The organism is Actinomycetospora lemnae, assembly GCF_028737315.1.
In the GTDB taxonomy this organism is placed as follows: Bacteria; Actinomycetota; Actinomycetes; order Mycobacteriales; family Pseudonocardiaceae; genus Actinomycetospora; species Actinomycetospora lemnae.
Genome location: NZ_JAQZAO010000021.1, coordinates 27,179 through 50,747, shown reverse-complemented (window position 1 = coordinate 50,747; position 23,569 = coordinate 27,179). Strand labels below are relative to the sequence as shown.

General features: G+C 75.0%; 27 protein-coding genes. 16 read left to right on the top strand and 11 right to left on the bottom strand.

Translation table 11 applies throughout. The features are described from left to right. Positions 1-199: 199 nt before the first annotated feature. The 5 genes from PGB27_RS28430 to PGB27_RS28410 all read left to right on the top strand — a co-directional run bounded on the left by PGB27_RS28430 (position 200) and on the right by PGB27_RS28410 (position 3,979). Positions 200-1,330 carry a zinc-binding dehydrogenase gene (locus PGB27_RS28430; RefSeq protein ID WP_274203819.1) on the top strand — a complete coding sequence of 377 codons (1,131 nt, stop codon included), beginning with the start codon at positions 200-202 and terminating at the stop codon, positions 1,328-1,330. A 9-nt stretch (positions 1,331-1,339) separates the two neighbouring features. Next, positions 1,340-1,867: a formaldehyde-activating enzyme gene (locus tag PGB27_RS28425; protein WP_274203818.1), complete on the top strand. Its 528-nt coding sequence runs from the start codon at positions 1,340-1,342 to the stop codon at positions 1,865-1,867. A 110-nt stretch (positions 1,868-1,977) separates the two neighbouring features. Beyond that, complete coding sequence (locus tag PGB27_RS28420; RefSeq protein WP_274203817.1) at positions 1,978-2,409, top strand: DUF6069 family protein; 432 nt, start codon at positions 1,978-1,980, stop codon at positions 2,407-2,409. A 29-nt stretch (positions 2,410-2,438) separates the two neighbouring features. Continuing rightward, positions 2,439-2,786, top strand: coding sequence for a YciI family protein (locus tag PGB27_RS28415; RefSeq protein WP_274203816.1), 348 nt, complete (start codon positions 2,439-2,441; stop codon positions 2,784-2,786). Positions 2,787-2,794: 8 nt separating this feature from the next. Next, positions 2,795-3,979, top strand: a complete 1,185-nt coding sequence (locus PGB27_RS28410) for an RNA polymerase sigma factor (protein WP_274203815.1) — start codon at positions 2,795-2,797, stop codon at positions 3,977-3,979. Here the strand turns inward: PGB27_RS28410 and PGB27_RS28405 are convergent. Further along, on the bottom strand, positions 3,976-5,403 hold the full coding sequence (locus tag PGB27_RS28405; RefSeq protein ID WP_274203814.1) for an amidase: 1,428 nt from the start codon (positions 5,401-5,403) through the stop codon (positions 3,976-3,978). The genes PGB27_RS28410 and PGB27_RS28405 overlap by 4 nt on opposite strands. A gap of 153 nt (positions 5,404-5,556) precedes the next feature. Here PGB27_RS28405 and PGB27_RS28400 point away from each other — a divergent pair, with 153 nt between their 5' ends. Beyond that, entirely contained in the window at positions 5,557-6,498 is a 942-nt protein-coding gene (locus PGB27_RS28400) for a response regulator transcription factor (RefSeq protein WP_274203813.1), read from the top strand. Here PGB27_RS28400 and PGB27_RS28395 read toward each other — a convergent pair. Continuing rightward, positions 6,488-7,372: a bile acid:sodium symporter family protein gene (locus tag PGB27_RS28395; RefSeq protein ID WP_274203812.1), complete on the bottom strand. Its 885-nt coding sequence runs from the start codon at positions 7,370-7,372 to the stop codon at positions 6,488-6,490. The genes PGB27_RS28400 and PGB27_RS28395 overlap by 11 nt on opposite strands. A gap of 126 nt (positions 7,373-7,498) precedes the next feature. Here PGB27_RS28395 and PGB27_RS29535 point away from each other — a divergent pair, with 126 nt between their 5' ends. The 4 genes from PGB27_RS29535 to PGB27_RS28375 all read left to right on the top strand — a co-directional run bounded on the left by PGB27_RS29535 (position 7,499) and on the right by PGB27_RS28375 (position 10,212). Further along, entirely contained in the window at positions 7,499-8,425 is a 927-nt protein-coding gene (locus PGB27_RS29535) for a hypothetical protein (RefSeq protein WP_408630135.1), read from the top strand. 72 nt (positions 8,426-8,497) lie between these two features. Beyond that, positions 8,498-9,208 (top strand): thermonuclease family protein, encoded by a 711-nt coding sequence (locus PGB27_RS28385; RefSeq protein WP_274203811.1) that lies wholly within the window; start codon positions 8,498-8,500, stop codon positions 9,206-9,208. Between the two features lies 1 nt (position 9,209). Then, complete coding sequence (locus PGB27_RS28380) at positions 9,210-9,566, top strand: hypothetical protein (protein ID WP_274203810.1); 357 nt, start codon at positions 9,210-9,212, stop codon at positions 9,564-9,566. 274 nt (positions 9,567-9,840) lie between these two features. Then, positions 9,841-10,212: a hypothetical protein gene (locus PGB27_RS28375; protein WP_274203809.1), complete on the top strand. Its 372-nt coding sequence runs from the start codon at positions 9,841-9,843 to the stop codon at positions 10,210-10,212. A 48-nt stretch (positions 10,213-10,260) separates the two neighbouring features. On the opposite strand, the gene PGB27_RS28370 is transcribed toward PGB27_RS28375, so the two are convergent. The 4 genes from PGB27_RS28370 to PGB27_RS28355 form a co-directional block, all read right to left on the bottom strand. Next, complete coding sequence (locus tag PGB27_RS28370) at positions 10,261-10,416, bottom strand: DUF6131 family protein (protein ID WP_274203808.1); 156 nt, start codon at positions 10,414-10,416, stop codon at positions 10,261-10,263. A gap of 129 nt (positions 10,417-10,545) precedes the next feature. After that, positions 10,546-11,493, bottom strand: coding sequence for an ATP-binding protein (locus PGB27_RS28365; RefSeq protein WP_274203841.1), 948 nt, complete (start codon positions 11,491-11,493; stop codon positions 10,546-10,548). A gap of 2 nt (positions 11,494-11,495) precedes the next feature. Then, positions 11,496-11,837: an STAS domain-containing protein gene (locus tag PGB27_RS28360; RefSeq protein WP_274203807.1), complete on the bottom strand. Its 342-nt coding sequence runs from the start codon at positions 11,835-11,837 to the stop codon at positions 11,496-11,498. Then, complete coding sequence (locus PGB27_RS28355) at positions 11,837-13,714, bottom strand: SpoIIE family protein phosphatase (protein ID WP_274203806.1); 1,878 nt, start codon at positions 13,712-13,714, stop codon at positions 11,837-11,839. Before PGB27_RS28355 ends, PGB27_RS28360 begins: the two co-directional genes overlap by 1 nt. A 257-nt stretch (positions 13,715-13,971) precedes the next feature. Here PGB27_RS28355 and PGB27_RS28350 point away from each other — a divergent pair, with 257 nt between their 5' ends. Continuing rightward, positions 13,972-14,391 carry a YciI family protein gene (locus PGB27_RS28350; RefSeq protein ID WP_274203805.1) on the top strand — a complete coding sequence of 140 codons (420 nt, stop codon included), beginning with the start codon at positions 13,972-13,974 and terminating at the stop codon, positions 14,389-14,391. Positions 14,392-14,403: 12 nt separating this feature from the next. Further along, the gene (locus PGB27_RS28345; RefSeq protein ID WP_274203804.1) at positions 14,404-15,690 is read left to right on the top strand and encodes an RNA polymerase sigma factor; all 1,287 of its coding nucleotides are present in this window, start codon (positions 14,404-14,406) and stop codon (positions 15,688-15,690) included. 3 nt (positions 15,691-15,693) lie between these two features. Here PGB27_RS28345 and PGB27_RS28340 read toward each other — a convergent pair whose 3' ends face one another. From PGB27_RS28340 to PGB27_RS28330, 3 genes are all read right to left on the bottom strand, one after another. Beyond that, positions 15,694-16,734 (bottom strand): oxygenase MpaB family protein, encoded by a 1,041-nt coding sequence (locus PGB27_RS28340; RefSeq protein ID WP_274203803.1) that lies wholly within the window; start codon positions 16,732-16,734, stop codon positions 15,694-15,696. Positions 16,735-16,835: 101 nt separating this feature from the next. Then, positions 16,836-17,177 carry a hypothetical protein gene (locus tag PGB27_RS28335; RefSeq protein WP_274203802.1) on the bottom strand — a complete coding sequence of 114 codons (342 nt, stop codon included), beginning with the start codon at positions 17,175-17,177 and terminating at the stop codon, positions 16,836-16,838. A gap of 113 nt (positions 17,178-17,290) precedes the next feature. Next, the gene (locus PGB27_RS28330) at positions 17,291-18,838 is read right to left on the bottom strand and encodes a long-chain-fatty-acid--CoA ligase (RefSeq protein ID WP_274203801.1); all 1,548 of its coding nucleotides are present in this window, start codon (positions 18,836-18,838) and stop codon (positions 17,291-17,293) included. A 171-nt stretch (positions 18,839-19,009) separates the two neighbouring features. Here PGB27_RS28330 and PGB27_RS28325 point away from each other — a divergent pair, with 171 nt between their 5' ends. Together PGB27_RS28325 and PGB27_RS28320 are read left to right on the top strand one after the other, a co-directional pair. After that, on the top strand, positions 19,010-19,222 hold the full coding sequence (locus tag PGB27_RS28325) for a hypothetical protein (protein WP_274203800.1): 213 nt from the start codon (positions 19,010-19,012) through the stop codon (positions 19,220-19,222). Continuing rightward, positions 19,219-20,370, top strand: coding sequence for a TetR/AcrR family transcriptional regulator (locus PGB27_RS28320; protein ID WP_274203799.1), 1,152 nt, complete (start codon positions 19,219-19,221; stop codon positions 20,368-20,370). Before PGB27_RS28325 ends, PGB27_RS28320 begins: the two co-directional genes overlap by 4 nt. Before the next feature lie 39 nt (positions 20,371-20,409). Here the strand turns inward: PGB27_RS28320 and PGB27_RS28315 are convergent, their stop codons facing one another. Beyond that, positions 20,410-21,048, bottom strand: coding sequence for a LysE family translocator (locus PGB27_RS28315; RefSeq protein WP_274203798.1), 639 nt, complete (start codon positions 21,046-21,048; stop codon positions 20,410-20,412). A gap of 261 nt (positions 21,049-21,309) precedes the next feature. Between PGB27_RS28315 and PGB27_RS28310 the strand changes: the two genes are divergently transcribed. Continuing rightward, on the top strand, positions 21,310-21,660 hold the full coding sequence (locus PGB27_RS28310) for a DUF3099 domain-containing protein (RefSeq protein WP_274203797.1): 351 nt from the start codon (positions 21,310-21,312) through the stop codon (positions 21,658-21,660). A 7-nt stretch (positions 21,661-21,667) separates the two neighbouring features. Continuing rightward, complete coding sequence (locus PGB27_RS28305) at positions 21,668-23,065, top strand: MFS transporter (protein ID WP_274203796.1); 1,398 nt, start codon at positions 21,668-21,670, stop codon at positions 23,063-23,065. Here PGB27_RS28305 and PGB27_RS28300 read toward each other — a convergent pair. Beyond that, the gene (locus tag PGB27_RS28300; protein ID WP_274203795.1) at positions 23,062-23,562 is read right to left on the bottom strand and encodes a hypothetical protein; all 501 of its coding nucleotides are present in this window, start codon (positions 23,560-23,562) and stop codon (positions 23,062-23,064) included. The genes PGB27_RS28305 and PGB27_RS28300 overlap by 4 nt on opposite strands. Between the last annotated feature and the right edge of the window lie 7 nt (positions 23,563-23,569).

Here is a 23,569-nt window from a genome sequence, read left to right as displayed (position 1 = left end):
CAGGCCTGGAGGATCTGTCACTGCCGTCCGCGGCAGGCCTCGGGCAGGATCGACGACGTGAGATGAGCAGGACCGCACCGAGAGAAGCGCAGCACTTCTCCGCGATCCCCGTGTGAAACCACCGGCACGTCGGCTCCCACGATTCCCGATCAGTTCTTCCTCGATGGAGTCACCCCACATGGAGATCACCGCGTCTCTCATGACCGCGCCGAACGAGCCACTGGAGACGGTGTCGCTCGACCTGTCGGGGCCGCGCCACGACGAGGTCCTCGTGCGCCTCGCCGCCACCGGCATCTGCGCCTCGGACGCCCACACCCACTCCGGACGCATCCCCTCGCCCGCCCCCTGCGTGCTCGGCCACGAGGGCGCCGGCGTGGTGGAGCGCGTCGGGGCGAGCATCACGCACGTGGCGTCCGGCGACCACGTCGCCCTGTCCTGGATGCCGAGCTGCGGCACGTGCCGCCACTGCGTCTCCGGCCGGCCGGTGCTGTGCACCGCGGCGGCCCCGGCCATGTTCGCCGGCACGCTCCTCGACGGCACCGTCCGCCTGCACCGGGGCTCCCAGCCCGTCAGCCACTACTCGTTCCTGTCGACCTTCGCGACGCACGCCGTCGTGCCCGCCTCCAGCGCCATCCGCATCGACCGGCAGATCCCGCTGGGCATCGCGAGCCTCGTCGGCTGCGGCATCCTCACCGGCTACGGCGCGGTCGTGAACAAGGCCCGCGTCGCGCCCGGCAGCTCGGTCGTCGTCTTCGGCGCCGGCGGCGTCGGCCTCAGCGCGATCATGGCCGCACGTGTCAGCGGCGCCGGGCAGATCCTCGTCGTCGACCCCGTCGCGGCCAAGCTCGACGAGGCAAGGCTGTTCGGGGCGACCGACGGGCTCGTCCCGTCCGACGACCTCGTCGAGCAGATCCGCGACCTCACCGGCGGCGGCGCCGACGTCGCCGTCGACGCGGCCGGCGGCGAGGGCATCCTGGGCCAGGCGTTCTCGGCCACCGTCCCCGGCGGGACCATCGTGTGCGTCGGCATCCCCGACGTCCGCGCCCGGCCCTCGCTGCCCGGCGCGGAGCTGGTGCGGGACGAGAAGGTGATCACCGGCAGCCTCTACGGGTCGTCGCGTCCCAGCGTCGACATCCCGTCGATCCTGCGCCAGTACGCGGCGGGCGCTCTGCCGCTGGACCGGATGATCACCAGGTCGTACCGCCTCGACCAGATCGGCGACGCCTTCGTCGACATGCGTGCCGGCCGGCTCAAGCGGGGCGTGGTCGTGTTCGACGAGCACCTGGCCGGCGTCGCCCCCGCGGGCGACGACGTCCGGCTGGCGGCGTAGGAGGGAGCCATGGCAGCCGAGGACATCGACGGGCGGTTCGCCCAGGGCTGGGGTGGCGCCGCGCCGAACGGCGTGCACGTCAACGTCCTGCTCGCGCGTCGGGGCAGCGCGACGGGAGCTGTCGTCGCCGGGGCGTTCACCAACCCGTCCGCCGGCTTCACGCCCGTGCTCGCGAGCGTCGGCCCCGACCAGCAGTCCTACGAGACCGTGCACCCGCCGACGGTGGTCGTGAACAAGATCGCGCCGGTCGACGAGCGCCACGAGAAACTGATCTTCGGGGCGTGCGGCGCCGGTGTCGCGCGGGGGGTGCTCGACGTGGTGGCGAGCGGGACGATCGACGCCGACCAGGACACGCTGGTCCTCGTGTCGTTGTGGCTCGACACCGCCGCGGAGGACGAGACGACCGTCTGCGCCAACGCGCGCACGGCCGTGGCGGCGGCGGTGGCGGAAGCCGCGGTCGGGCGCGACCGGGCGGCGGTGGAGCGCCTGGTCGCGGCGCGGGACACGGTGCGGCACCCCTTCTACGACGGGGCCTGACGAGTCCGCCGAAGATTTTTCCTCAGGTCGTGTCGAAAAGTGGTCGACCCCGTTCGTCGTGGAGGTGAGGGACCGGCACGGGGCCGGTCACCACACCACCGGAGGCCACGATGTCCGTCACCACCGCCGCCCACGCCGCCACGACGACCGAGCCGACCACCGAGAAGACGCCCGTCGCGCCGCTGATCGGCGACGGTCTCCGGGCCGCCTGCGTCGCCGGCGCGGCGACCACGACCGTCGCGGCCGCGGCCGACGTCCTCGGGATGAGCCCGGTCGTCGGCGGCGCGCCGATCCCGGCGTTCGGCTTCGCCGTCCTGACCGTGATCTTCTCGGTGGTCGGCCTCGTCCTCGCCGTCGTGCTGCGCTTCGCGGCGCGTCGCCCGCGCACGGTGTTCGTCCGGACGACCATCGTGCTCACCGTGCTGTCGCTGGTCCCGGACATCACCGCGGACGCGACCACGACGACGAAGGTGCTGCTGATGCTGACCCACGTCGTCGCGGCCGCCATCGTGATCCCGGCGATCGCCCGTCGCCTGTCCTGACCAGCCCCGACGAGACCGAGGAGCGAGACGTGCACTACCTGATGGGTGTCCGGATCGACGAGAGCGAGCTCCCGTACCCCGACGCGGAGATGGAGGAGACCTTCGCCCGGGTCGGCGCGGTGAACGACGAGATGAAGGCCGCCGGGGTGTGGGTGTTCGGCGGCGGTCTGCGGCCCTCCGACAGCGCCACGGTGGTCCGCGTGGACCAGGGCAGCACCACCGTCACCGACGGACCGTTCGCCGAGACCAAGGAGCAGCTCGGCGGGTTCTACGTCATCGAGGTCGACGATCTCGACCAGGCGCTGGCCTGGGCCGAGAAGTGCGCCGAGGCCTGCCGGGTCCCGATCGAGGTGCGCCCGTTCGAGGGCATCGCCTGAGGGCGGTCATGGACCTCACGGATGTCTACCGGGCCGAGTACGGCCGCTGCGTGGCGACGCTGACGCGCCTGCTCGGTGACCTCGGGCTCGCCGAGGAGGCCGTCCAGGACGCGTTCGCCACGGCCGTCGACACGTGGGGCGACGAGCCGCCGAGGAACCCCGGCGCGTGGATCGTGACCACGGCCCGGAACCGGGCGATCGACCGCCTCCGTCGCGAGTCGACGCGGGAGGCCCGTCACGCCCAGTCGCTGCTGCTGCACCAGCCCGACGACGAGGAGGTGGGACCGGTGCGCGACGACCAGCTCCGCCTGATCTTCACCTGCTGCCACCCGGCCCTCTCGCCGCTCGCGCAGACCGCGCTGACCCTGCGGTTGCTCGGCGGGCTCGAGGTGCCCGAGATCGCGCGGGCCTACCTGGTGCCCGAGGCCACGATCTCCCAGCGGATCGTGCGGGCCAAGAAGAAGATCCGTGACGCCGGCATCCCGTACCGCGTGCCCGAGGCCCCGGAGCTCCCCGCCCGCCTCGCCTCGGTGCTCGCGGTGCTCTACCTGGTCTTCAACGAGGGCTACACGGCGACGTCGGGCGAGCTGGTGCGGACCGACCTCAGCCGCGAGGCGATCCGCCTGGCCCGGGCGCTGGCCGAGCTGATGCCCGACGAGCCCGAGGTCACCGGGCTGCTCGCCCTGCTGCTGCTCGTCGAGGCCCGGCGCCCCGCGCGGGTGGGGCCGTCGGGGGAACTCGTGGTCCTCGCCGAGCAGGACCGGTCGCTGTGGGACCAGGAGCTGATCGCCGAGGGCCACGAGCTCGTGCGGCGCTGCCTGCGCCGCGACCAGCCGGGGCCCTACCAGCTGCAGGCCGCGATCAACGCCGTGCACACCGACGGCCCGGCGACGGACTGGACGCAGGTGCTCGCCCTGTACGACCAGCTGATCGAGCACCAGCCGACCCCGGTCGTCGCGCTCAACCGGGCGGTCGCGGTGGCCGAGGTGCACGGGCCGGCGCTGGCGCTGGCCGTCGTCGACGAGCTGGACCTCCCGCACTACCACCTGCTGCCCGCCACTCGCGCGGACCTGCTCGCGCGCCTCGACCGCACAACGGAGGCCGCCGCGGCCTACGACGAGGCCATCGCGCTGGCCACCAACGACACCGAGCGCGCCTTCCTCGAGGGACGGCGGGCGCGTCTCGAGACCTAGAGCGACGGACGCCGGTCGGCCCAGGGCCGGGCCTGCTCCAGGTTCGCGGCGACGCGCAGGAGCAGGGCGTCCTGGTGGTGCCGGGCGGCGATCTGCAGTCCGACCGGTCGCCCGTCGGCCGTGACGCCGGCGGGCACGGTGATCGCCGGGTTGTTGAGCATGTTGTAGGGATAGGTCAGCAGCCAGTCCAGGAGCTGCTCGCGCAGCGAGGCGCCGTCGAGCCACTCGGGGGCGAAGCGGTCCAGCGGGAACGTCGCGCTGCACAGCGTGGGCGAGACGAGGACGTCGAAGTCCTCCATGAAGGCCGTCCAGGTGTCCCACATCGCGCCACGGAAGACGTCGGCGCGGCCGACGTCGACACCGCGCAGCTCCTCGCCCTCCCGCATGAGCGTGATGAGGTTGTCGTCGACCTGACCGCGCAGCGACTCCCAGTCGAGCAGGTCGTGCTCCGAGGCGAAGCCGGGCACCCAGATGCCGTTCCACATCGCCGTCGAGGCCTCGGCGGCCGAACCCCAACCAGGCGACGCCTCGGCGACGGTGGCGCCGAGTCCCTCGAGGGCGGGCAGCGCCTCGCGGCACACGGCCAGCACCTCGGGGTCGACGTGGCAGCCCAGCCCGAGGTCGGGGGAGAACGCGACGCGCAGGCCGCGGACGTCGCCCTGCGCGGCGGTGACGTAGGACGACTCGACGCGGGGGATCGACAGCGGATCGGCGTGGTCCGCGCCCGCGACGACGTCGAGCATGAGCGCGTTGTCGGCGACGGTCCGGGTGATCGGGCCGTGGTAGGCCCAGGTGTAGTAGCGGCCGGCGAGGATCGTCTGCGGGATGATGCCGGTGGTCGGCTTGAGCCCGACGACCCCGCACAACGAGGCGGGGATGCGCACCGAGCCCGCGCCGTCGCTGCCCTCGGCGAGCGGCCCGAGCCCCGCCGCGACCGCCGCCGCGGCGCCGCCGCTCGAGCCGCCGGCGGAGTGGCCGTGCTTCCAGGGGTTGTGGGTCGGGCCGAAGAGGTGGTTGTCGGTGCCGCCGTAGTAGCCGCTCTCCGGGGTGTTGGTCTTGCCGAGGAACAGACCGCCGGCCGCGCGCATCCGCTTGACGAACACGGCGTCGTCGGCGGCGACGTTGTCCTTCAGCGGGACCATGCCGAAGGTCGTCGGCAGGCCGGCGACGTTCGTCAGATCCTTGATCGTGTACGGGACGCCGTGCAGCGGGCCGAGGTCGTCGCCGCGCGAGACGGCGGCCGTCAGCTCCGCGGCGTCGCGCTCGACCTGCTCGCGGTCGAAGCTGATGATCGCGTTGAGCTGCGGGTTGGTCTCCTGGACGCGGTCGAGCACCGCGGTCGCGATCTCGGTCGGCGACAGCTCACCGGCGCGGACCTTCGCGGCCAGTTCCGTCGCCGGCAGCCAGCTGATCTCGTCGGACACGACGCCTCCCGCACTCCCGTGGCCGCAGGGAGGGTCCCTGCGCTCGTCGGGGCGACGGTAGGAACGCCGCGGCGTGAGGACATCGGTCGTTCGACAGATGCGGCCGATCGACCCACTCCCGTCCGGGTCGAGGGCGGGCTAGCGTCGCGGTGCATGAGTGGGCTGCGGGCGGCGCGCGACCTGCGCGCCTTCCTGCGCCGCCACGGGAGCCGGACGCCCGGCTCCGCGACCGCGGTCGTGCAGGCCCTGCAGACGATCGTGCCGTCCGACTGCCTCGCCCTCTCGTCCTGGGACCCGGCGGCGCGTCGGCACCGGACGCTCGCGTCGACGTACCCGACGGCCCTGACGTCGTTCTTCGACCATGAGTGGCACCGCGACCCGTTGTTCCTGCTGCCGCGCCGTCGCCGGGAACCGGTGCGGATCCGCGACGTCGCCGTCGCGGAGCGCCGCGGGGCGGTCTTCGACCGGCTCATCACGCCGTCGGGGTTCCGGGCGGGGATGACCCAGTGCCTGTTCGCTGCCGACGGCCGCTACGTCGGCATGATCAACGCGAACGCGCTCGACGACCGGCTCGACGACGACGACGTCGTGCACCTCGTCGACCTGCTCTCGGCGGACCTCGCCGCGTCGATCGACCCCGTGGTCGCCCCGGTCTCGCCGACCGCGCGCCTGGCCGACGGCGAGACCGAGGGCTTCCTCGTCGCCGCCGACGGCACGGTGCGCCTGCTCTCGCCCGGGGCGCGTCCGGACCTGGTGGACGCGGTCCTCCCGTGTGCGGCCGACGTCCCGGCCGTGACGCGGCACCTCGTGGAGGGCGCCGACGTCCTCGCCGTCGACACGACGCGCAGCGGCGCCGGGACGGTCGTCCTGCACCGGTACGTCCCGCCGCCGGCGGGCCTGACGATCCGCGAGCTGCACGTCCTCGCCGCGGTCGCGGACGGGCTGAGCAACGCCGAGATCGGCCGCCGGTGCGGGATCAGCGCGCGCACCGTCGGCTCCCACGTCGAGCACATCCTGCGCAAGACCGGCACCCGCAACCGTGCGGAGGCCGCCGCGCGGGCCGTCGGGCTGGGGCTGACGATCGTCAGGCCGTGACCGCCGGCTCCCGGCGCGGCGCCCGGCGGGCGAGCACCCACCCCGCTCCCGCGGCGAGCGGGAACATGACCACGCCGTAGACCGCCGCCGGCACCGCGAGCCGCTCGTCGCCGAGCACCGTGAGCGCCACCGCGATGGCCAGCGTGCTGTTGTGGATGCCGACCTCGAACGCCGAGGCCACCGCCTGCCGGTACCCGACCCCGAACAGCCGCGGCACCGCGAACCCTGCGGTCAGGCTGCACAGGCAGAACAGCACGGTGGCGACGCCGACGTCGGCGAGGTAGGTGCCCAGGTTCTCCCGCTCCGCGAGGAGCGCCCCGGCGATGACGAGGACGAGGACGACCGCCGAGAGGATGCGCACCGGGCGGTCGGCGCGGTCCGCCGCCGCGGGCGCGAGCCGCCGCACGATCATGCCGAGGACCACCGGCACCAGGACGATCGCGAAGACCTGCACGAGCTTGCCGAACTGCAGCCCGACCGAGCCGCCCACGAGCGGGGGCCGGAAGAAGGCGACGGCGAGGTCGACGATCACCGGCAGCGTCACGACCGCGAGCACCGAGTTCACCGCGGTCAGCGTGACGTTGAGGGCGACGTCGCCACGGAAGAGGTGGCTGAAGAGGTTCGCCGTCGTGCCGCCGGGCGACGCGGCGAGCAGCAGCATGCCGACCGCCAGCACCGGGGCGAGCCCGAGGGCGAGCACCAGCACGACGCACACCGCGGGCAGCAGGACGATCTGGGTGACGAGGGCGACCGCGACGGCGCGGGGCTCGCGGCCGATGCGGGCGAAGTCGCCGACGGTCAGGGACAGGCCCAGCCCGAACATCACGACGGCGAGCGCGAGGGGCAGGGCCACGGTGGTCAGCGCGGTGTCCATCGGGCCTCCCGGGCGCAGCGACGTCGGCGTCGTCGGGGGAGATGGTCGGGCAATCCGGACGAGGCGGACAAGGGCCGGGTCGGTAAAGGCGTCGCCACGGGGCCGTCGTCGGCCGACGATGGGCGCGTGCCCACGGACGACCTCGAACAGCAGCTCGCGCGCCGCGACGCGCTGAGCGTGGCTCGCCTGCTGGGGCGCGAGGCCCCGCACGCCGGCGACCCGGTGGGCTTCACGGCGACACGGGTGCGGATCGCCGCGCTGCTGCTCGCCGCGTGGCCCACCGACCCCGAGATCCGGGACGCGCTGCGCCTCGTGTTCGAGGCCGCCGTGCCCGACCAGCGCGCGCTCATCGCGCTCGGCGACATCGACACCTGGGACCGCGACGGTCGACCCGCCCGACGCTGGTGGGCGCAGGCCGCCGCCGGCCCGGACCCGGACCTCGCCGCCATCGGCGCCTGGCGCGCGGCGCGGGCCGATGTGCGCGGTGGGCGTCGGGGCGACGCGCTGCCGCTGCTCGAGCAGGCGGGCCTCGCGGGCATCGCCGAGGCGTCGGTGCTGCTCGGGCGGCTCCTCGAGCAGGACGGTGACCACGAGGGGGCGGTGGCGGCCTTCCGCCGCTCGCGGACCGGGGAGGCCCTGCTGCGCCTCGCCGAGGAGAGGCTGCGCGCCGACGACCCCGACGGCGCGGAGCGCGAGCTCGTCGGCTTCCGCGCGGCGCCGCACCGGCCCGGCGCCGTCGACCAGCGCGCCTGGGAGCACGCCATCCGCGGCGAGATCGCGTTCTACCGCGGGGAGCTCGACCGGGCGCAGTCGTTCTTCGATGCGGCCGGGTGTGCCCCGGGCAGGTGGGACCGGCACATCGGGCTGCGGCTCGCGCAGATCGCCGTGGCGAACGCCGACCCGGTGCTCGCCCACCACTGGACCAGCGAGGTCGCCGAGGGCAACGACGCCGAGGCCGAGCAGGCCCGCCTGCTCCGGGAGCTCCACCGCGACCTGGTGGACGAGGGCGCGCGCCGCCTCGAGCAGGGGTGCGACGACGAGGAGGACGACTGAACGGTCGTAACGCGCCGGCGGTGGGCGGCGATCCGTCAGCACACGATCGACGCGGATCTCGGGGGGAGCACGGTGCGGCAGGCGCACAAGGTCTGGCTGGGGATCGCCGCGGGGGTGTTCGTCCTGGTCGCGGCCGTGGACCTCTCCTCCGGGACGTCGACGACGCCCACCCGGGCGTCGTCGAGCTCGGTCACGGCGACCACGACCACCACCCCGACCACCACCCCGACCACCACCCCGACCACCACCCCGCCGCGGACGTACGCCGCCGCGCCGACCACGACGAGCACGCCGGCGGGCGACACCACCACGGTCACCGACGTCATCGACGGCGACACCATCGAGGTCGCGGGCGGCGAGCGGGTCCGGCTGCTCGGGATCGACGCCTGCGAGATGAGCACCCGCGGCGGGCGCGAGGCCAAGGACCTCCTCGAGGGCTTCGTCAGCAGCGGGCAGGTGCGGCTGATCGCCGACGGCGCCCGCGACCGCGACGGCAACGGGCGCCTGCTGCGGCGCGTCGAGACCTCGCCGGGCGGCTCGGATCTGGGCGAGCTGCTGGTCGTCTCCCCGACCGTCGGGGTGTACGAGGGCCGCAACGACGCCACCCCGGAGTACCTCGCCGGGCTCCGCGCCTCCGACCAGGGCGAGCGCCGCTGCTCCGGCACGTCGACGACGACGAGCAGCAGCGGCGACGTCGAGGTGGAGATCGAGGACGACGGTGACCGCGGCCTCCCCGACGGCGCGCTCACCGGCGGGTACTGCGCACGCAAGTGGTGGTGCTGACGTGGCGCGGCGCTCGAGCGCCAGCCCGGCGGCGGTGGTCGTCGGCGCGATCGTCGCGATCGGCGTGCTCCTGCTGATCCTGAAGTGGCTGCTGATCACCGCGGCGATCCTCGCCGTGCCCTTTGGCCTGTGGTGGGCGTGGGACCGCGCGGCTCAGGAGCGGGACCGGCGGGACGTCGGAGTGCTCGATGCGCGGCGCCGGGAGCTCGAGTCCCGCGCGGTGCTCGACCCCGCCGGCGGGTGCGCCTGGTGCGGGATGCCGCGCGGGCACCGCGACCACCGGACGGGCGCGCGGGTGACGCCGCGGGCCTTTCACCGTCTCGAGATCGAGCAGACCCTCGACGCGCTACGGGCCTGAGGACGACGAGCGCGTCGCCCGCTCGGCCGACCTTCCTCGCCGGACGAGGAGTCGTCGCCCCACGAGGGCGACCACCCAGACCGCGAGCGGCGGGCCGAGGGGGTGAGAGGCCGTGGCGGCGCGCAGGTCGAGCGGCCCGTCCGATCGAGCGGGTGATCGATCGGGTGCCGTTCGGCCCGCGGAGCACATCGGCCCGGAGCCGATCGGAGTTACTGACCTCGGGCACGTAGAAGTACGGACGACGCGCCGCCGCCGAGCTGTGACCGTCGTGCCCATGAGCCACGGGGCCGAACGCCACCTGATCAGCCGGAACATCGCGGTGCCCCCGGACCGTCACAGGGACATGCAGCAGCGGACCCCTCTGGCCCCGGCGGGCCTGGCCGACATCGGCGAGCTCGGCGAGCCGTGGGCCTCCGCCGCCTGGCACCACGCCGTCGCGATCGCGGCGGGCTGGCGGGGCGAGGCCCCGACGTGGACGCCGTACGGCTACCCGCCGCCCGCGCCCGTGGCGCACCCCGCGCACCCCGCGCACCCCGCGCACCCCGTGGTTCCCGCGCCGCGCCGCCCGGAGCCGACGCGCCGGTGCGCCGCCGCGCCGCGGCCGGGCTGGACGCCGCCGCTCGGGGTGCTCCCGGCCCGGACATGACGACGCCGGCGCCCCTCGAGAGGGACGCCGGCGTCGGTGCGTCATGCGTCAGAAGTACGTCTTGCGACCCCCCACGCCGCGGCCGGCGGCGCCCAGCAGGGTGAGCACGAGGCCGACGACGAGCAGGATCGCGCCGATCGTGTAGAGGATCGAGATCCCGAGCACGTAGCCCAGGATGATGAGGATGACGCCGAGGATGATCACTTCGGTCTCCTTGCTGGTGCGGGGCTGGGCCCGGCACCGGCCGGGGCAGTGGTGCGATCGCCGGGTACTCGACGACCGTCCGGCAGAGGACACCGCACGACGGCCGGGATGGGTGGGAGGTTCGCGGAACTAATTCCCGACTTCCACCCGGACGTGGGTCCCGTCCACCCCGGTCCACAGGTGCAGGACGTCCGACAGCTGCCGGGCGAGCCAGACCCCCCGGCCGCGCACCGAGCGCACCCCCGGGCGGCGTAGTCCCGGCGTCGTGGTGGTCATGTGCCCGGTGTCGTCGATCTGCGCCACCACGCGGCCGGGCCGCGTCCACCACGAGACCGTCCCGGACCCGGGTCCGTGCTCGATGCTGTTGCTGGCGAGCTCGCCGACGGCCATGACGCACCCGTCGACACGCTCCTCGTCCAGGCCGGCCTCGCGGGCCTGCGCCTTGGCCGTGCGGCGGACCTCGCGCAGCGCCGCGACGCCGGCAAACGTCGTCTCCAGGTCGGCGGGGCCGAGCGCGGGGGCGGGCGGCGCGGGCACCGAGGCGAGGACGTCCTCCGGCGTGCGGAGTCGGGTGTTGGGCGTGGCGGTGGGGCCGGTGAACACCTCGGCGTGGTTCCAGGCGAGGTAGCGCTCGGCGTCGTCGTCGCCGAGCGTGGCGTCAGTGAGGCAGACGAGCGTCGCGGGCAGGCCGGCGCAGGCGAGGGTGGTGCTCGCGTCGACGACGCTCCAGGTGTCGGGGGACCCGACGCTGGTGCGGTCGCCGACGATGAGCGCCGCGCGCCCGTCGTCGGCCAGCGCACGCAGCCCGTCGGCGCGGCGGGAGGCCGTCGTCTGCCCGCTCCAGCTGTAGGGCCGCGCGGGGTCGTCGACGACGACGTCGTCGTCGGGACCGAGGTAGTCCTCGACCAGCGAGCGGACGCGGTCGTCGGAGACCCAGACGACGTCGCCGCGCACCCGCGCGGCGTCGAGCAGCGGGGCGAGCGCGGCGACCAGGTCCTCCTCGTCGCGGTACGCGATGCCGACGTGGCGAAAGGGGTCGGGCGTCTCCGTCGGCGGGGCGGAGCGCTTGGGCGTCATGGTCACGGTGTCTCGCCGGCGTCGAGGACCTCGAGGCGGCTCGTGATGCCGAGGACGTCGAACATGCGGCGCGTGCGCCCGTGCCCGAGCCGCACGGCGAGCCGCCGGCCCGCCTCCCCTGCGCCGTGCTGGGCGAGCAGGACGAGCCGCACCCCGCAGGAGTCGACGTACTCGAGCTGCGTCAGGTCCAGCACCAGGCACGGCGGGGCGTCGGCCTCGGCTGCCGCGACCTGGTCCTGCGCGATCGGCAGGGTGTCGTTGTCGAGCTCGCCGAGCAGCGCGAGCTCCAGGCGGTCGGCGTACGAGGTGCGGTGCACGCGCAACAGCGCCTCGGACCCGGTCATCACTCCGCCCTCACCGCGAGCAGCGCCACGTCGTCGCGCAGACGACCGTCCTGGAAGTCGGTGATGGCCGTGAGGACGCCGTCGACGACCTCGTCGGCCGACGCGCCGGCCAGCGAGGCGACGAGGTCGGCCAGCCGCTCGGGCCCGAAGAAGCCGTCCTCGCCGCGGGCCTCGGTGACGCCGTCGGTGTAGAGCAGCAGGAGGTCACCGGGCGCGAGGCGGACCTCGGTCTCGGTGAGGTCGATGTCGGGGTAGACGCCGACCAGCGTGCCGGGCACCTCGACCCAGGCCACCCGGTCACCGCGCAGCACCAGCCCGGGCGGGTGCCCGCCGTTGACGAGCGTGATCGTCACGCCGTCGGGGTCCACCGTCAGCGCGCCGTGGGCGACGGTGGCGAAGCGGGCGCGGGTGTCGCCCTGCTGGCGTCGCATCGCGGCGTTGAGCCGGCGCAGCACCGCCGCCGGCCCCAGACCGTGGCGCACCTCTGCGGCGATCGTGTGCCGGACCAGCGCGGTCAGCGCCGCCGCCTGCGGGCCCTTGCCGCAGACGTCGGCGACGGTGAGCGCCCAGCGCCCGCGCTCGGGGTCCTCGTGGACGTCGTAGAGGTCGCCGCCGACGTAGACCTCGGTGAGGTCCGGGCTCGGCGGGCGGTAGCGCCCGGCGCACGAGACCCCGGGGACCGCCGGCAGCTCCTCCGGCAGCAGCGCGCTCTGCAGGGTGCGCGCGACGAGCCGCTGCTGCTCGTAGAGCGCGGCGTTGTCGAGGGCGACGGCGGCGGTGGCGGCGAGCTGGCCGACGAACGTCAGGTCCTCGACGCCGAACCGCCCGCCGGACTCGGCGTGCACCAGGGTCAGCGCGCCCAGGCTGCGCCCGCGCACCAGCAGCGGCACGACGATGACCGAGCGCATCCCGATGCTCCGGATGAGCTCGAGGTGGGTGGCGTCGACCGCGGCGGCGGTGAGCAGCTCGTCGGGGACCTCCGGCAGCACGACCGGCACACCGGAGCGGGCCACGTCGACGGCGCCGTCGTGCTGGTCGGCGGTCCGCGGGTAGCGGCGTTCGAGCTCCTCGGCGAGCGCGAGCTTGGCGGGGTCCGGGTGTGCCACGGCGACCTTCTCGACGTGCGACCCGCGCACGAGGTGCACGGCGGACCAGTCGGCGATCGCGGGCACGGCGAGGTCGGCGAGCTGGCGCAGCCGCTCCTCCACCGACAGCGGAGCCTCCATCAGCCGGCTCGCCTGCGCCAGGAACGCCATGCGGTCGCGCTCGCGCTCGGCGGCGGCGCGGGCCTCGAGCTCGGCGGTGTAGAGGCGCGCGCGGTCGAGGGCCTGGGCGCACAGCGCGGCGACGGCGCCGAGGAACTCGCGCTCGTCGTGGTCGAACGGCCGGGGCCGGTAGAAGCTGAAGACGACGGCCCCGAGGTCGCGGTCCTCGACACGCAGCGGCAGGCAGGCCGTGGCCTCGTGGCCCTCGGCCACCCCGAACGGCGCCATCTCGGGGTACCGCGCGTGCCACTGCCCGGCGTCCTCGAGCCACACCGGCTCCCCGGAGAGCACCGCGTCCGACATCGGCCGGCCGCGGTGCAGGGACACCCGGGTGAACCGTCGGGCGCTGTCGCCGACGAACCCGCTGATGTGCAGGGCCTCCAGCACGTCCTCGCCGTCACGGCGGGCGTAGGCGGCGCACCCGTCCGCGCCGATGAACGCGGCCGCGGTCGTGGCGGTCAGCCGGCCGATGTCGGCGGGCGTCAGGGCACGGGAGAGCTGCTCGGTGAGCTGCTGGAAGCCCGCCGCCCGCGAGCGGGCGAGGGCCTCGCCGGTCACCGCGGCGCCCGCACGGCGCCGCGGCCGGGGCACGCGCACCGGCGCCTCACCCATCGCCGGTCCCGCGGGGGAGCCGGGACGCGACGTGGACCACGCCGTCCCCGGCTACCCGCCGTGGGTCCTGCGTAATCCTCGTCACCTCGGTGACCCTAGCGGCCGAACCGATCCCCGACGCAAGGGGCGAAGCGGTGACGGAAGGTGAGACCCCATCGCCCAGAGTTCTCCGGACGTCGTGTCCATCCGGCGGCCCACCGGTCGACCTCTGGCTGCCAGGGTCCGTCGCGGGACCCGAGAACCCAGGGGAGACGACCGTGAAGTACATGCTGATCATGCGGGCGACCGACGAGGCCTACGCGTCGATGGCGGACGTGAGCATGGACGAGATGATCGAGCTCATGGGCCGGTTCCAGGAGGAGATGCTCCGGGCGGGCGTCCTGCTCGCCGCGGAGGGCCTCGAGGACCCGGCCGAGACGGTCGTCGTCGACCACGGCTCCGAGCCGCCGGTGGTCACCGACGGCCCCTACGGCGAGACCAAGGAGCTCTTCGGCGGCTTCTACCTGCTCAACGTGGCCTCGCGCGAGGAGGCCGTCGAGTGGGCCAAGCGCGCCCCCGGCACGGGCCCGGGCTTCAAGACCGAGATCCGGCGGGTCTCCACGATCGACGAGTTCCCGCAGGACAACCCGTGGATCCAGAAGGAGCGGGCCTGGCGCGAGGCGACGGGGCAGCTGTGAGCGGGCCGTGCGATGGCTGACGCGAGCGGGCGGGACGCCGTCGCCGCGGTGTGGCGGATCGAGTCGGCGCGGATCGTCGGTGCCCTGGCCCGCTACACCGGCGACTTCGCACTCGCCGAGGACCTCGCCCAGGAGGCGCTCGCGGAGGCCCTCGTGAGCTGGCCGCGCGACGGGGTGCCGCGCGAGCCCGCGGGGTGGCTGCTCACGGTCGGGCGGCGACGCGCCATCGACGCCTTCCGCCGGCGCTCGGCACGCGACGAGCGCTACGCCACCCTCGCCCACCAGCTGGGCGAGGGTGGTGCGGCCACCGGGGCGGACCCCGCCGGCGGTGCTGCGGACCCGGACGACGTGCTCTGGGACCCCGACCGGATCGACGACGACGTGCTCGCCCTGGTCTTCACCTCGTGCCACCCCGTGCTCTCCCGGGAGGCGCGGGTGGCGCTGACGCTGCGGGTGGTCGGCGGGCTCACGAGCGACGAGATCGCGCGGGCGTTCCTCGTCCCGACCGCGACGGTGCAGGCCCGGATCACGCGCGCGAAGAAGACCCTCGCCGCGGCCCGGGTGCCGTTCGCGGTGCCGCCGGCCGACGAGCGCGCCGAGCGCCTCGGGTCGGTGCTCAACGTCATCTACCTGATCTTCACCGAGGGGTCGACGGCGAGCTCGGGCGACGACCTCATCCGCCTCGACCTCGCCGCCGAGGCCCAGCGCCTGGCCCGGGTGCTGGCCCGTCTCGTCGACGACCAGCCCGACGTCTGGGGTCTCGTGGCCCTGCTCGAGCTGACCGCGGCCCGCTTCCCGGCGCGCACCGGGCCCGACGGCGAGCCGGTGCTGCTCGAGCACCAGGACCGCCGGCGCTGGGACCTCACCGCGATCCGCCGGGGACGGGCCGCGCTCGCCCGCGCCGAGGGGCTCGGGCGGGGTCTCGGCGCCTACGGCCTGCAGGCCGCGATCGCCGAGTGCCACGCGGTCGCCCCGTCGGTCCCCGAGACCGACTGGGAGCGCATCGTCCTGCTCTACGAGGCCCTGGGCCGGCTCGCGCCGTCGCCCGTGGTCGACCTCAACCGGGCGGTGGCGGTCTCGATGGCGCGCGGCCCGGCCGCCGCGCTGGCGATCGTCGACGAGCTCGAGGGCTCGGCGACGCTGGCGTCGTCGCACCTGCTGCCGAGCGTGCGCGGCGAGCTGCTCACCCGGCTCGGACGCCCGGACGAGGCGCGCCGGGCCCTGGAGCTGGCCGTCGAACGCTGCGGCAACGAGCGCGAGCGGGCCCTGCTGCGGCGCAAGATCGCCGACCTCGGCTGAGCCCTAGGCGAAGTCGAGCAGCGGCTCGCGGTGGCCCGCCGGGTAGGGCGCCGGACCCTGCTGGCGCGCGCGGGCCTCGAGCAGCGCCGTGTACTGCTCGCGGGGCGTCGGGCCGTGCGCGGCGTAGGCCTCGGCCGGCGTCGACACGACGGGGCGCTGCGGCGGGGTGCCGCGCAGCACCGGCTCGATCACCGGCACCGTGCGCGGCGACGCGGCGCGCAGGACGGCCATCTGCAGCGCCGTGCTCGCCGCGACGAGGCGGATCACCGGCCGTGTCACGGCGATCGCGAGGGCGTCGACGACCCGGGGCTGCGGCGTGCCGCCGAGGCGGCGCATCCACCGGGGCAGCGTGGCCACGACGGCGCGGCGGGTGACCGCGGTGAACAGCCGGCGCAGCGGGGCCGGGAGCTCGGGCGGCAGCACGATGGCGTCGGCGTCGAGCAGGAAGTCCATCATCCGCTGGGCGTTCTCGGACGCGATGAGGCGCGGGCGGTAGGACGCGAAGTACGCGCGGATGCCGTCGCGGCTGCGGGGCACGTCGGCGGGGTCGATCGTCTGGAACTCGGCGGCCCGCGCGCACTCCTCCCAGTACTGCCCCTCCTCGGCGGCCGAGAGCTTGCCCGGCCCGAACACCTCGTAGGTGTAGAGGATCGAGTGCCACGCCGTGAGGTGGATCCAGAGCTGGGAGTCGGGGTCGTTGGCGTCGTACTGCCGCCCGGTCACCGGGTCGGTGCCGATGGCCCGCGCGTGGATCTTCATCAGCGTGTCCGCGGCCGCCAGCACGGACGCGGTGTCGCCGAACTTGACCGTCGCGAAGTACTGCATCGTGCGGTCGTAGCGCAGCCGCGGGCGTGCCACGACCTGCCCGGACTGCTCGACCGAGGCCAGCAGGAACGGGTCGAGCTCCTCGACGACCACGGCGCGCAGGAAGCCCAGCGCGAGCGAGGTCGGGTACGACCACACCTTCCAGGTCACCGAGTCGGGCCCGAAGAACCCGTAGTCGGCGTGCTGCGCGCCCGTGCGCAGTGGTCGCACGACACCCATCGCGGACTCCCTCCATCAGCCTGCGACGGAAGGTAACAGTTACCGGAGGTAGGGGATACGTCGTGTCCGCGAAAGTTTCGCACGACCACCGCGTCGGGTGATCAGGCCGGGCGGGACGGTGTCCTCTCGTCGCGCTCGCGCAGGGCGATCGGCACGCCGGCCAGGTCCTCCTCGTTGCAGAGGATCTTCAGGTCGTAGTACGGCGAGCCCTTGGCGTCGTCGTAGTCGAGGTGGACGGCGATGACGTCGATCGGCTCGCCGAGCCACTGCTCGACCTCGCGCAACCACGCCGCCGAGCGCTCGAGGGCGCTGGGGAGGTCGTCGTCGAGGAACTGGACGGGGCGGTAGGGGACGCCCTGGATCTGGTCCTTGCCGGAGGGCCGCGGGAGGGCGGCGGCCACGCCGAGGTCGTCGAGCTCCAGGTGGGTCGCGTTCTCGCTCACACCGTGAGCCTCCTGCGCCGTCCCGGTGGTCGCAAGCGCGCCACCCCGGCGGCTCGGTGGCCGGGCGTCCGGACCTCCTCGGCGGACGGTTCCGGCTGGTCACGGGATGGAGATCAGGAGACGGCGCGGTCGCTCCCGGACCAGTGCTCGGCGCGCAGGTCGCGCTTGAGGATCTTCCCCGCGCCGGAGATCGGCAGGGCGTCGCGGAACTCGACCGAGCGCGGGGCCTTGTAGCCGGCGATGAGGCCCTTGACGTGCTCGCGCAGCTCGTCGGCGGACGGCGTGGCGCCGGCCGCGGGCACGACCACCGCGTGCACGCGCTCGCCCCACTCGTCGTCGGGCACCCCGATCACCGCGCAGGAGGCCACGTCGGGGTGCTTGGCCAGCGCGTTCTCGACCTCGACCGAGTACACGTTCTCGCCGCCCGAGACGATCATGTCCTTGATCCGGTCGACGACGTAGACGTAGCCCTGCTCGTCCATCCGCCCGCCGTCGCCGGTGTGCATCCAGCCGCCACGCAGGGCCGTCGCGGTCTCCTCGGGCCGGTTCCAGTAGCCGAGCATGACGTGCGGGCCGCGCGAGACGATCTCGCCGACCGTGCCGTACGGGACCTCGCGGTCCTCCTCGTCGACGATCTTGACCTCCGCGTGCGGTGCCGCGCGCCCGGCCGAGCGCCGGAGGTGGTCGACGGCGTGGTCGGCGGGCTGGAGCAGGGTCGCGACGGGCGAGAGCTCGGTCATCCCGTAGGCCTGCGTGAACTCGGCGGCCGGCAGGCGCTTCGCCGCGCGCTCGAGCACCGCCTCGGAGATCGGCGAGGCGCCGTAGAGCAGGTGGCGCAGGCTCGTGAGGTCGGCGTCGGCGGCCTCGGGCGCGTCGACCAGCATCTGGATCATGGTCGGCACGAGCAGGACGTCGGTGACCTCGTGCTCCGCGATGGCTGCCGCGACGCCGGCCGGGGTGAACATCGGGACGATCACGTGGGTGCCGCCGACGACGTTGCGCGCGCCCCAGGCCGCCCCGTCCGCGAGGTGGAACATCGGTGCGGCGTGGAGGTAGCGCCCTCCCGGCGTCATGAACGACCCCGCGGCCGTGCTCCCGAGCGCGGAGGAGAGCAGGTTCGCGTGGCTCAGGACGACGCCCTTGGGCGTGCCCGTCGTGCCGCCGGTGTAGTAGATGCCGTACGGCTCGGCGCCGCCGCGGCGCGCGTCGTCGACCGGCTCGTGCCCGGCCACCAGCTCCTCGAAGCCCACCATCCCGTCGGGCACCGCGCCGTCGCCGGCGTAGACCACCGTGCGCACCACCGGCGCCGCCTCGAGGATCGCGGGCACCGCCGGCACGAACGCGTCGTCGACGACCAGGACCGCCGCGCCCGCGTCCTCCAGGGAGAACGCGATCTCCGCCGGGCTCCAGCGGATGTTCACCGGGGTGACGACGCCGCCGGCCCACGGCACAGCGAACAGGTACTCGTGGAAGCGGTCGGAGTTCAGCGACAGCATGGCCACCCGGTCGCCCGCCCCGACGCCGAGCTCCTGCAGCGCCGCGGCCAGGCGGGCCACGCGGTCGCGGCACTCGGTCCAGGTCCGCACGCGCTCGCCGACGATCGTCGCGGGCAGGTCGGGCGTCTGCTGCGCCGCGCGGTGCAGCGCCTGGGTGATCTCCACGGTCGTCGCTCTCCTGGCTCGGTTGTCGCACGATGTGAACCGTGATTAGCTCGATGGTCAGTGAAGCACGTCACTCCGGACGGCGAAAGTGTCCGGTTCGCGGTGCTCCAGCGGTGGGTCGGATGAGGAGGGCGGGCCGGTGCGAACGGTGGTTCACGTCGAGTGCGTGCGGTGAGTGACGGGACGGTCACCCTCGCGGCGGCCGTCGCGGCGACGCGGGCCCTGCTGCGCGCCGCCCCCGCCGATCCCGACGCCGCCTCGGCGGCCGAGTCAGGCACGCTCGTCGAGCTCGTCCGCGGACCGGACTGCGCCGAGGGCATCGCCGCCCTCCTCGAGCGCCGACCGCCCCGCTTCGCGCCGCGGTCCGTCGGGGGCGACGGGTGACCGCGCCGGTGCGCCGACGACCGCGGGACCGTCGCGCGCAGATCCTCGCCGCCGCGGCCGCCCGCTTCTGGTCCGAGGGCTACCACCGGGTCGGGATGGCCGACGTCGCGACCGCGGTCGGCATCGCTCCGAGCGCGCTCTACCGGCACGTCCGCGGCAAGCAGGAGCTGCTGCTCGCGATCCTCGACGAGCACCTCACGCGGATCGAGGCCCTCGTCGCCGAATCCGTCGCGGCGCCCGACGGCGACCTCGTCGACGGCCTCGCGGCCCTCGCGCTGGAGCGCCGCGAGTTCGGCCTGCTCTGGGAGCGCGAGGCCGGGCACCTGCCGGCCGAGGCGAGCCGCGCGATCCGGCACCGCCTGCGGGAGGTGGCCAGGGTGCTGGCCGACGCCGCGCCCGATCCCGAGGCCGGGGACCTGCGCTCGTGGGCGGCGCTGGCGGTGCTCGACAGCCCCTCGCACCACCGCTGGGTCCTCGACGGCGACCGCTTCGGCGCGCTGCTGGCGGGCGCCGCGCGCGCGGTGCTGACGACGTCGCTGCCGCCGGCGACCGGCGCGTCGGCGGCACCCGACCGTCCCGCCCGTCTGGTGCCCGCGTCCCGCCGCGAGGCGCTGCTCGCCGCCGCCACACGGCTGTTCGGGGAGCAGGGCTACCCGGCGGTGGGGCTCGGCGACATCGGCGCGGCCGCGGGCATCGCCGGCCCGAGCGTCTACCGCTACTTCGCGACGAAGACCGACCTGCTGCTCGCCGCGCTGCACCGCGGCAACGAGGTGCTGTGGCTCGGCCTGCACCACGCCCTGGCGCGGGCGGACGACGCCGACGACGCCCTCGCGCGCCTGGCCGCCGACTACACCTCGTTCGTCGCCGAGAACCCCGAGCTGATCAGCGTGCTCGTCGCGCAGACCATCCACCTGCCCGAGCCCCACCGCGACGACCTGCGCCGCTCGCAGCGCGCCTACCTCGCCGAGTGGGTCGCGCTGCTGGTCGCCGCGCGCCCGGCGCTGCCCGCGGACGAGGCGCGCGTGCTCGTGCACGCCGCGCTCGCGCTGGTCAACGGGCTGGGCCGCGTGCACCACCTCGCCGTCGTGCCCGGGGCCCGCGCGCGGACCGCGGCGCTGGCCGGGGCGGTGCTCGGCGCGAGGGGGTGAGGGCCGGTTCGCGCCCGCCGGCTCGAGCAGGCCTGATCGTCAGGCCGCGCGGGACGTCGTCGCGAGGCCCGCGCCGAGCCCGATCATCGCGACGCCGCCCGCGCCGCCGAGCACCGAGAGCCGGCGCGGCGACCGGGCGAACCAGGCGCGCGCCGTGCCGGCGCCGAGCGCCCAGGCGCTGTCGAACGTCAGGCCGATCGACGTCATGACCACGCCGAGCACGACGATCTGCGGGAGCGCCGGCTGCGCCGGGTCGACGAACTGCGGCAGGAACGCGACCAGGAAGAGCGCGCTCTTGGGGTTGAGCAGCCCCACGACGAGGCCGTCGAGCGCCGAGCGCCACCAGCCGGGCAGCGCGGGCACCGCGCCGGGCGTCGCGAGGGCGGCCGCGGTGCCGTGCCGGTGGCGGATGGCGGTGATCCCGAGGACGACCAGGTACGCGGCGCCCGCGAACTTCACGACGGTGAACGCGAGGGCCGACCGCTCGAGCACCGCCCCGAGCCCGACGCCGACGGCGAGCACCTGGAGCCCGATGCCCAGCGCGTTGCCGAGCACGGAGCACAGCGCGCGCCGTCGCCCGGCCGCGAGCGCGCGTCCGACCGCGAACACGACGCTCGGGCCCGGGATGACGATGACGATCACGCAGGCGACGACGAAGGCGAGCAGGCGATCGGGCACGACGGCAGCCTCGCCCCGGGCCGGTCGCGCGGTCCAGCGGTTTCGGGTGCCCTGCGCGCTCGTGAGCACTTTCCACGGCTATAGGCGTGGAAAGTGCTCACATGAGCACGCACCGGGTGATCGGGGCCACCGGCCGGGGACGGGGTGGACCGGATGCCCGCGGGGACCCGCGGTGTTGAACGAGATGCCGGTCCGAGACCGCGTCGAGATCGACGCGAGAGGGGCCGCGTTCCGGACATCGGGGTCCGGAGAGGAGGCGTCGTGCGACGTCACGCGAGCAGTCCAGTCCTGATCACCGGTGCGGCCGTCTCCCCCGCGGAGGAGTTCGCGGCCCGCCGGCGCCGTTATTCCCTGATCATGTCCCTGCGCATCCCCTGCCTGGTCGTCGCCGGGGTGCTCGCCATCGCGTTCGGGTGGACGATCGCGGCCGCGGTGCTCGTCGCGCTGTCGGTACCGCTGCCGTGGATGGCCGTGCTCATCGCCAACGACGGCCCGCCGCGCAAGGCCGAGAAGGTCGCGACCTACCGCAGCGACCGCGTCCTCGAGACCCGCCCGGTGCGGGCACTCGAGGCCGGGCAGGTCATCGACATGCCCTCGGACCGGGCGGCCTGACCCGGTCATGGCCGAGGCGACGGGGTCCTGGGCCCAGCTGCTGACGCGCGAGCACCGCGGTGCGGTCGCGGTGCTCGCGGGCGGCACGCTGATGTTCGCGATCGACACGTACGTGACCGCGAGCCTGCTGCCCTCGGCCGTCGCCGAGATCGGCGGCCAGGCCTTCTACGCCTGGCCGACCACCCTCTTCCTGCTCGCGGCCGTGGTCGCGTCGTCGCTGACCAGCCGCGTGCTCGCCACCGTGTCCCCGGGTCGCGCGTACCTCGTCGCGCTCGCGGTGTTCGCGGTCGGGGCCCTCGTGGACGCCGTCGCCCCGTCGATGGCGGTCCTCCTGCTCGGACGCGTCGTGCAGGGCGCGGGCGGCGGCCTGCTCGCGGGCATGGGTTACGCGCTCATCCGCATCGCCCTGCCCCGCACGCTGTGGACGCGCGGCAGCGCGGTGATCGCGGCGATGTGGGGCGTCGCGCTGATCGTCGGTCCCGGGCTCGGGGGTCTGCTCGCCGAGGTCGGGCTGTGGCGCTGGGCGTTCGGCGCGCTGGTCGTCGGCAGCCTGGCGATCGCCGCGCTCGTCCCCGCGGCCCTGCACCGCGCGCGGGCGCAGACGTCGCCGGGCCCGTTCCCGGTCGGCTCGGTGCTGCTGGTCGGCGCGGCGGCGGCGGTGCTGTCCGTCGCGGGCCTCGCCGCCGACGTCGTGGCCGCGGGGCTCGGGCTGCTCGTCGCCGTCGTGCTGCTCGTCGGGTTCGTCGTCCACGAGCGCCGCACGAGCGCCGCGGTCCTCCCGCGCGCCACCTTCCGGCCCGGCTCACCGCTGCGCTGGGTCTACGGGTTGAGCGCGGTGCTCGTCGGCGTCTCCGGGCTCGAGGCGTTCGTGCCGCTCGTCGGCCAGCAGGTCGCGGGCCTCCCGCCGGTCGCCGCCGGGTTCCTCGGGGTCGCGCTCGGCGCCGGCTGGGTGCTCGGGGAGATGGTCAGCGCCTCGGCGCGCCGCCCGCGTCCCCGGGTGCTCGTCGGGCCGGCGCTGCTCGCCGGCGGCACCGTGCTCGTCGCGGTCACGCTGCTCACGCTCGACGGCCCGGTGGCCGCGGTGCTGTGGGCCGTCGGGCTCGTCGTGGGCGGCCTCGGGATCGGCACCGCCTGGCCGCACCTCGCCGCCGCCGCGATCGGGGGCGCCGAGCCCGAGGCGGACGCCGGCGAGCAGGACGAGGGCGAGGCGGACAAGGCCTCGGCCGCGGTCACGACGGTGCAGATGCTCGCCGTCTCGGTCGGCACCGCGCTGGGCGGTGCGGGGCTCGCCCTCGGCGGCGCCGACCCCGTCGCGTCGGCGCGCTGGCTCTTCGCCACGTTCGCGGTCGTGGCCGTCCTGGGCGCGCTCACCGCGCGTCCGGCCGCCCGCGGGGTGGGGCGTTAGCGCAGGATCTCGACGAGCAGTACCCAGGCGTTGACCAGGCCGGCGGCCAGGGCGAGCGCCACCGCGACCGGCAGCCAGTAGAGCCCGCCGAGCGACTCGGTGAGCAGCCCGATCCCGGCGATCAGGGGCGCGACGGTGACGACGACCGACGGGAGCACGGTCGTCGTGACCCAGGAGGACACCGGCTGCTGGGGTGCGCGGGCGCTGGGCCGCGCCTGCTGCGCCAGCGCGACCCCGACCACCGCGGAGATCACCAGCAGCTCGATCCCCAGGGCCGTGTCGGACTGTCCGGGGACCAGGAGCGCGAGCGAGAGGAACACCGGCAGCGCGAGCAGGACCAGCGCCTGGGCGGCGCGGCGCGCGATGCCGCGGCCCGCGAGGATGGTCTGGATGTTGATCGAGACGGCGACGAACAGCAGGCCCGCGAGCGCGGCGGCCGCCCCGGCCATCCCGGCGGCGAAGTCGGACCACGGCTCGGCGTCGTAGGCGGCGTCCACGGGGCGC

What these genes read in the sequence shown, in the direction of transcription:
- PGB27_RS28430 (WP_274203819.1), top strand. Translation starts at nt 200, where the DNA reads ATGACCGCGCCGAACGAGCCACTGGAGACGGTGTCGCTCGACCTGTCG.
- PGB27_RS28425 (WP_274203818.1), top strand. Translation starts at nt 1,340, where the DNA reads ATGGCAGCCGAGGACATCGACGGGCGGTTCGCCCAGGGCTGGGGTGGC.
- PGB27_RS28420 (WP_274203817.1), top strand. Translation starts at nt 1,978, where the DNA reads ATGTCCGTCACCACCGCCGCCCACGCCGCCACGACGACCGAGCCGACC.
- PGB27_RS28410 (WP_274203815.1), top strand. Translation starts at nt 2,795, where the DNA reads ATGGACCTCACGGATGTCTACCGGGCCGAGTACGGCCGCTGCGTGGCG.
- PGB27_RS28400 (WP_274203813.1), top strand. Translation starts at nt 5,557, where the DNA reads ATGAGTGGGCTGCGGGCGGCGCGCGACCTGCGCGCCTTCCTGCGCCGC.
- PGB27_RS28395 (WP_274203812.1), bottom strand. Translation starts at nt 7,372, where the DNA reads ATGGACACCGCGCTGACCACCGTGGCCCTGCCCCTCGCGCTCGCCGTC.
- PGB27_RS28375 (WP_274203809.1), top strand. Translation starts at nt 9,841, where the DNA reads ATGAGCCACGGGGCCGAACGCCACCTGATCAGCCGGAACATCGCGGTG.
- PGB27_RS28365 (WP_274203841.1), bottom strand. Translation starts at nt 11,493, where the DNA reads ATGACGCCCAAGCGCTCCGCCCCGCCGACGGAGACGCCCGACCCCTTT.
- PGB27_RS28360 (WP_274203807.1), bottom strand. Translation starts at nt 11,837, where the DNA reads ATGACCGGGTCCGAGGCGCTGTTGCGCGTGCACCGCACCTCGTACGCC.
- PGB27_RS28355 (WP_274203806.1), bottom strand. Translation starts at nt 13,714, where the DNA reads ATGGGTGAGGCGCCGGTGCGCGTGCCCCGGCCGCGGCGCCGTGCGGGC.
- PGB27_RS28345 (WP_274203804.1), top strand. Translation starts at nt 14,404, where the DNA reads ATGGCTGACGCGAGCGGGCGGGACGCCGTCGCCGCGGTGTGGCGGATC.
- PGB27_RS28340 (WP_274203803.1), bottom strand. Translation starts at nt 16,734, where the DNA reads ATGGGTGTCGTGCGACCACTGCGCACGGGCGCGCAGCACGCCGACTAC.
- PGB27_RS28305 (WP_274203796.1), top strand. Translation starts at nt 21,668, where the DNA reads ATGGCCGAGGCGACGGGGTCCTGGGCCCAGCTGCTGACGCGCGAGCAC.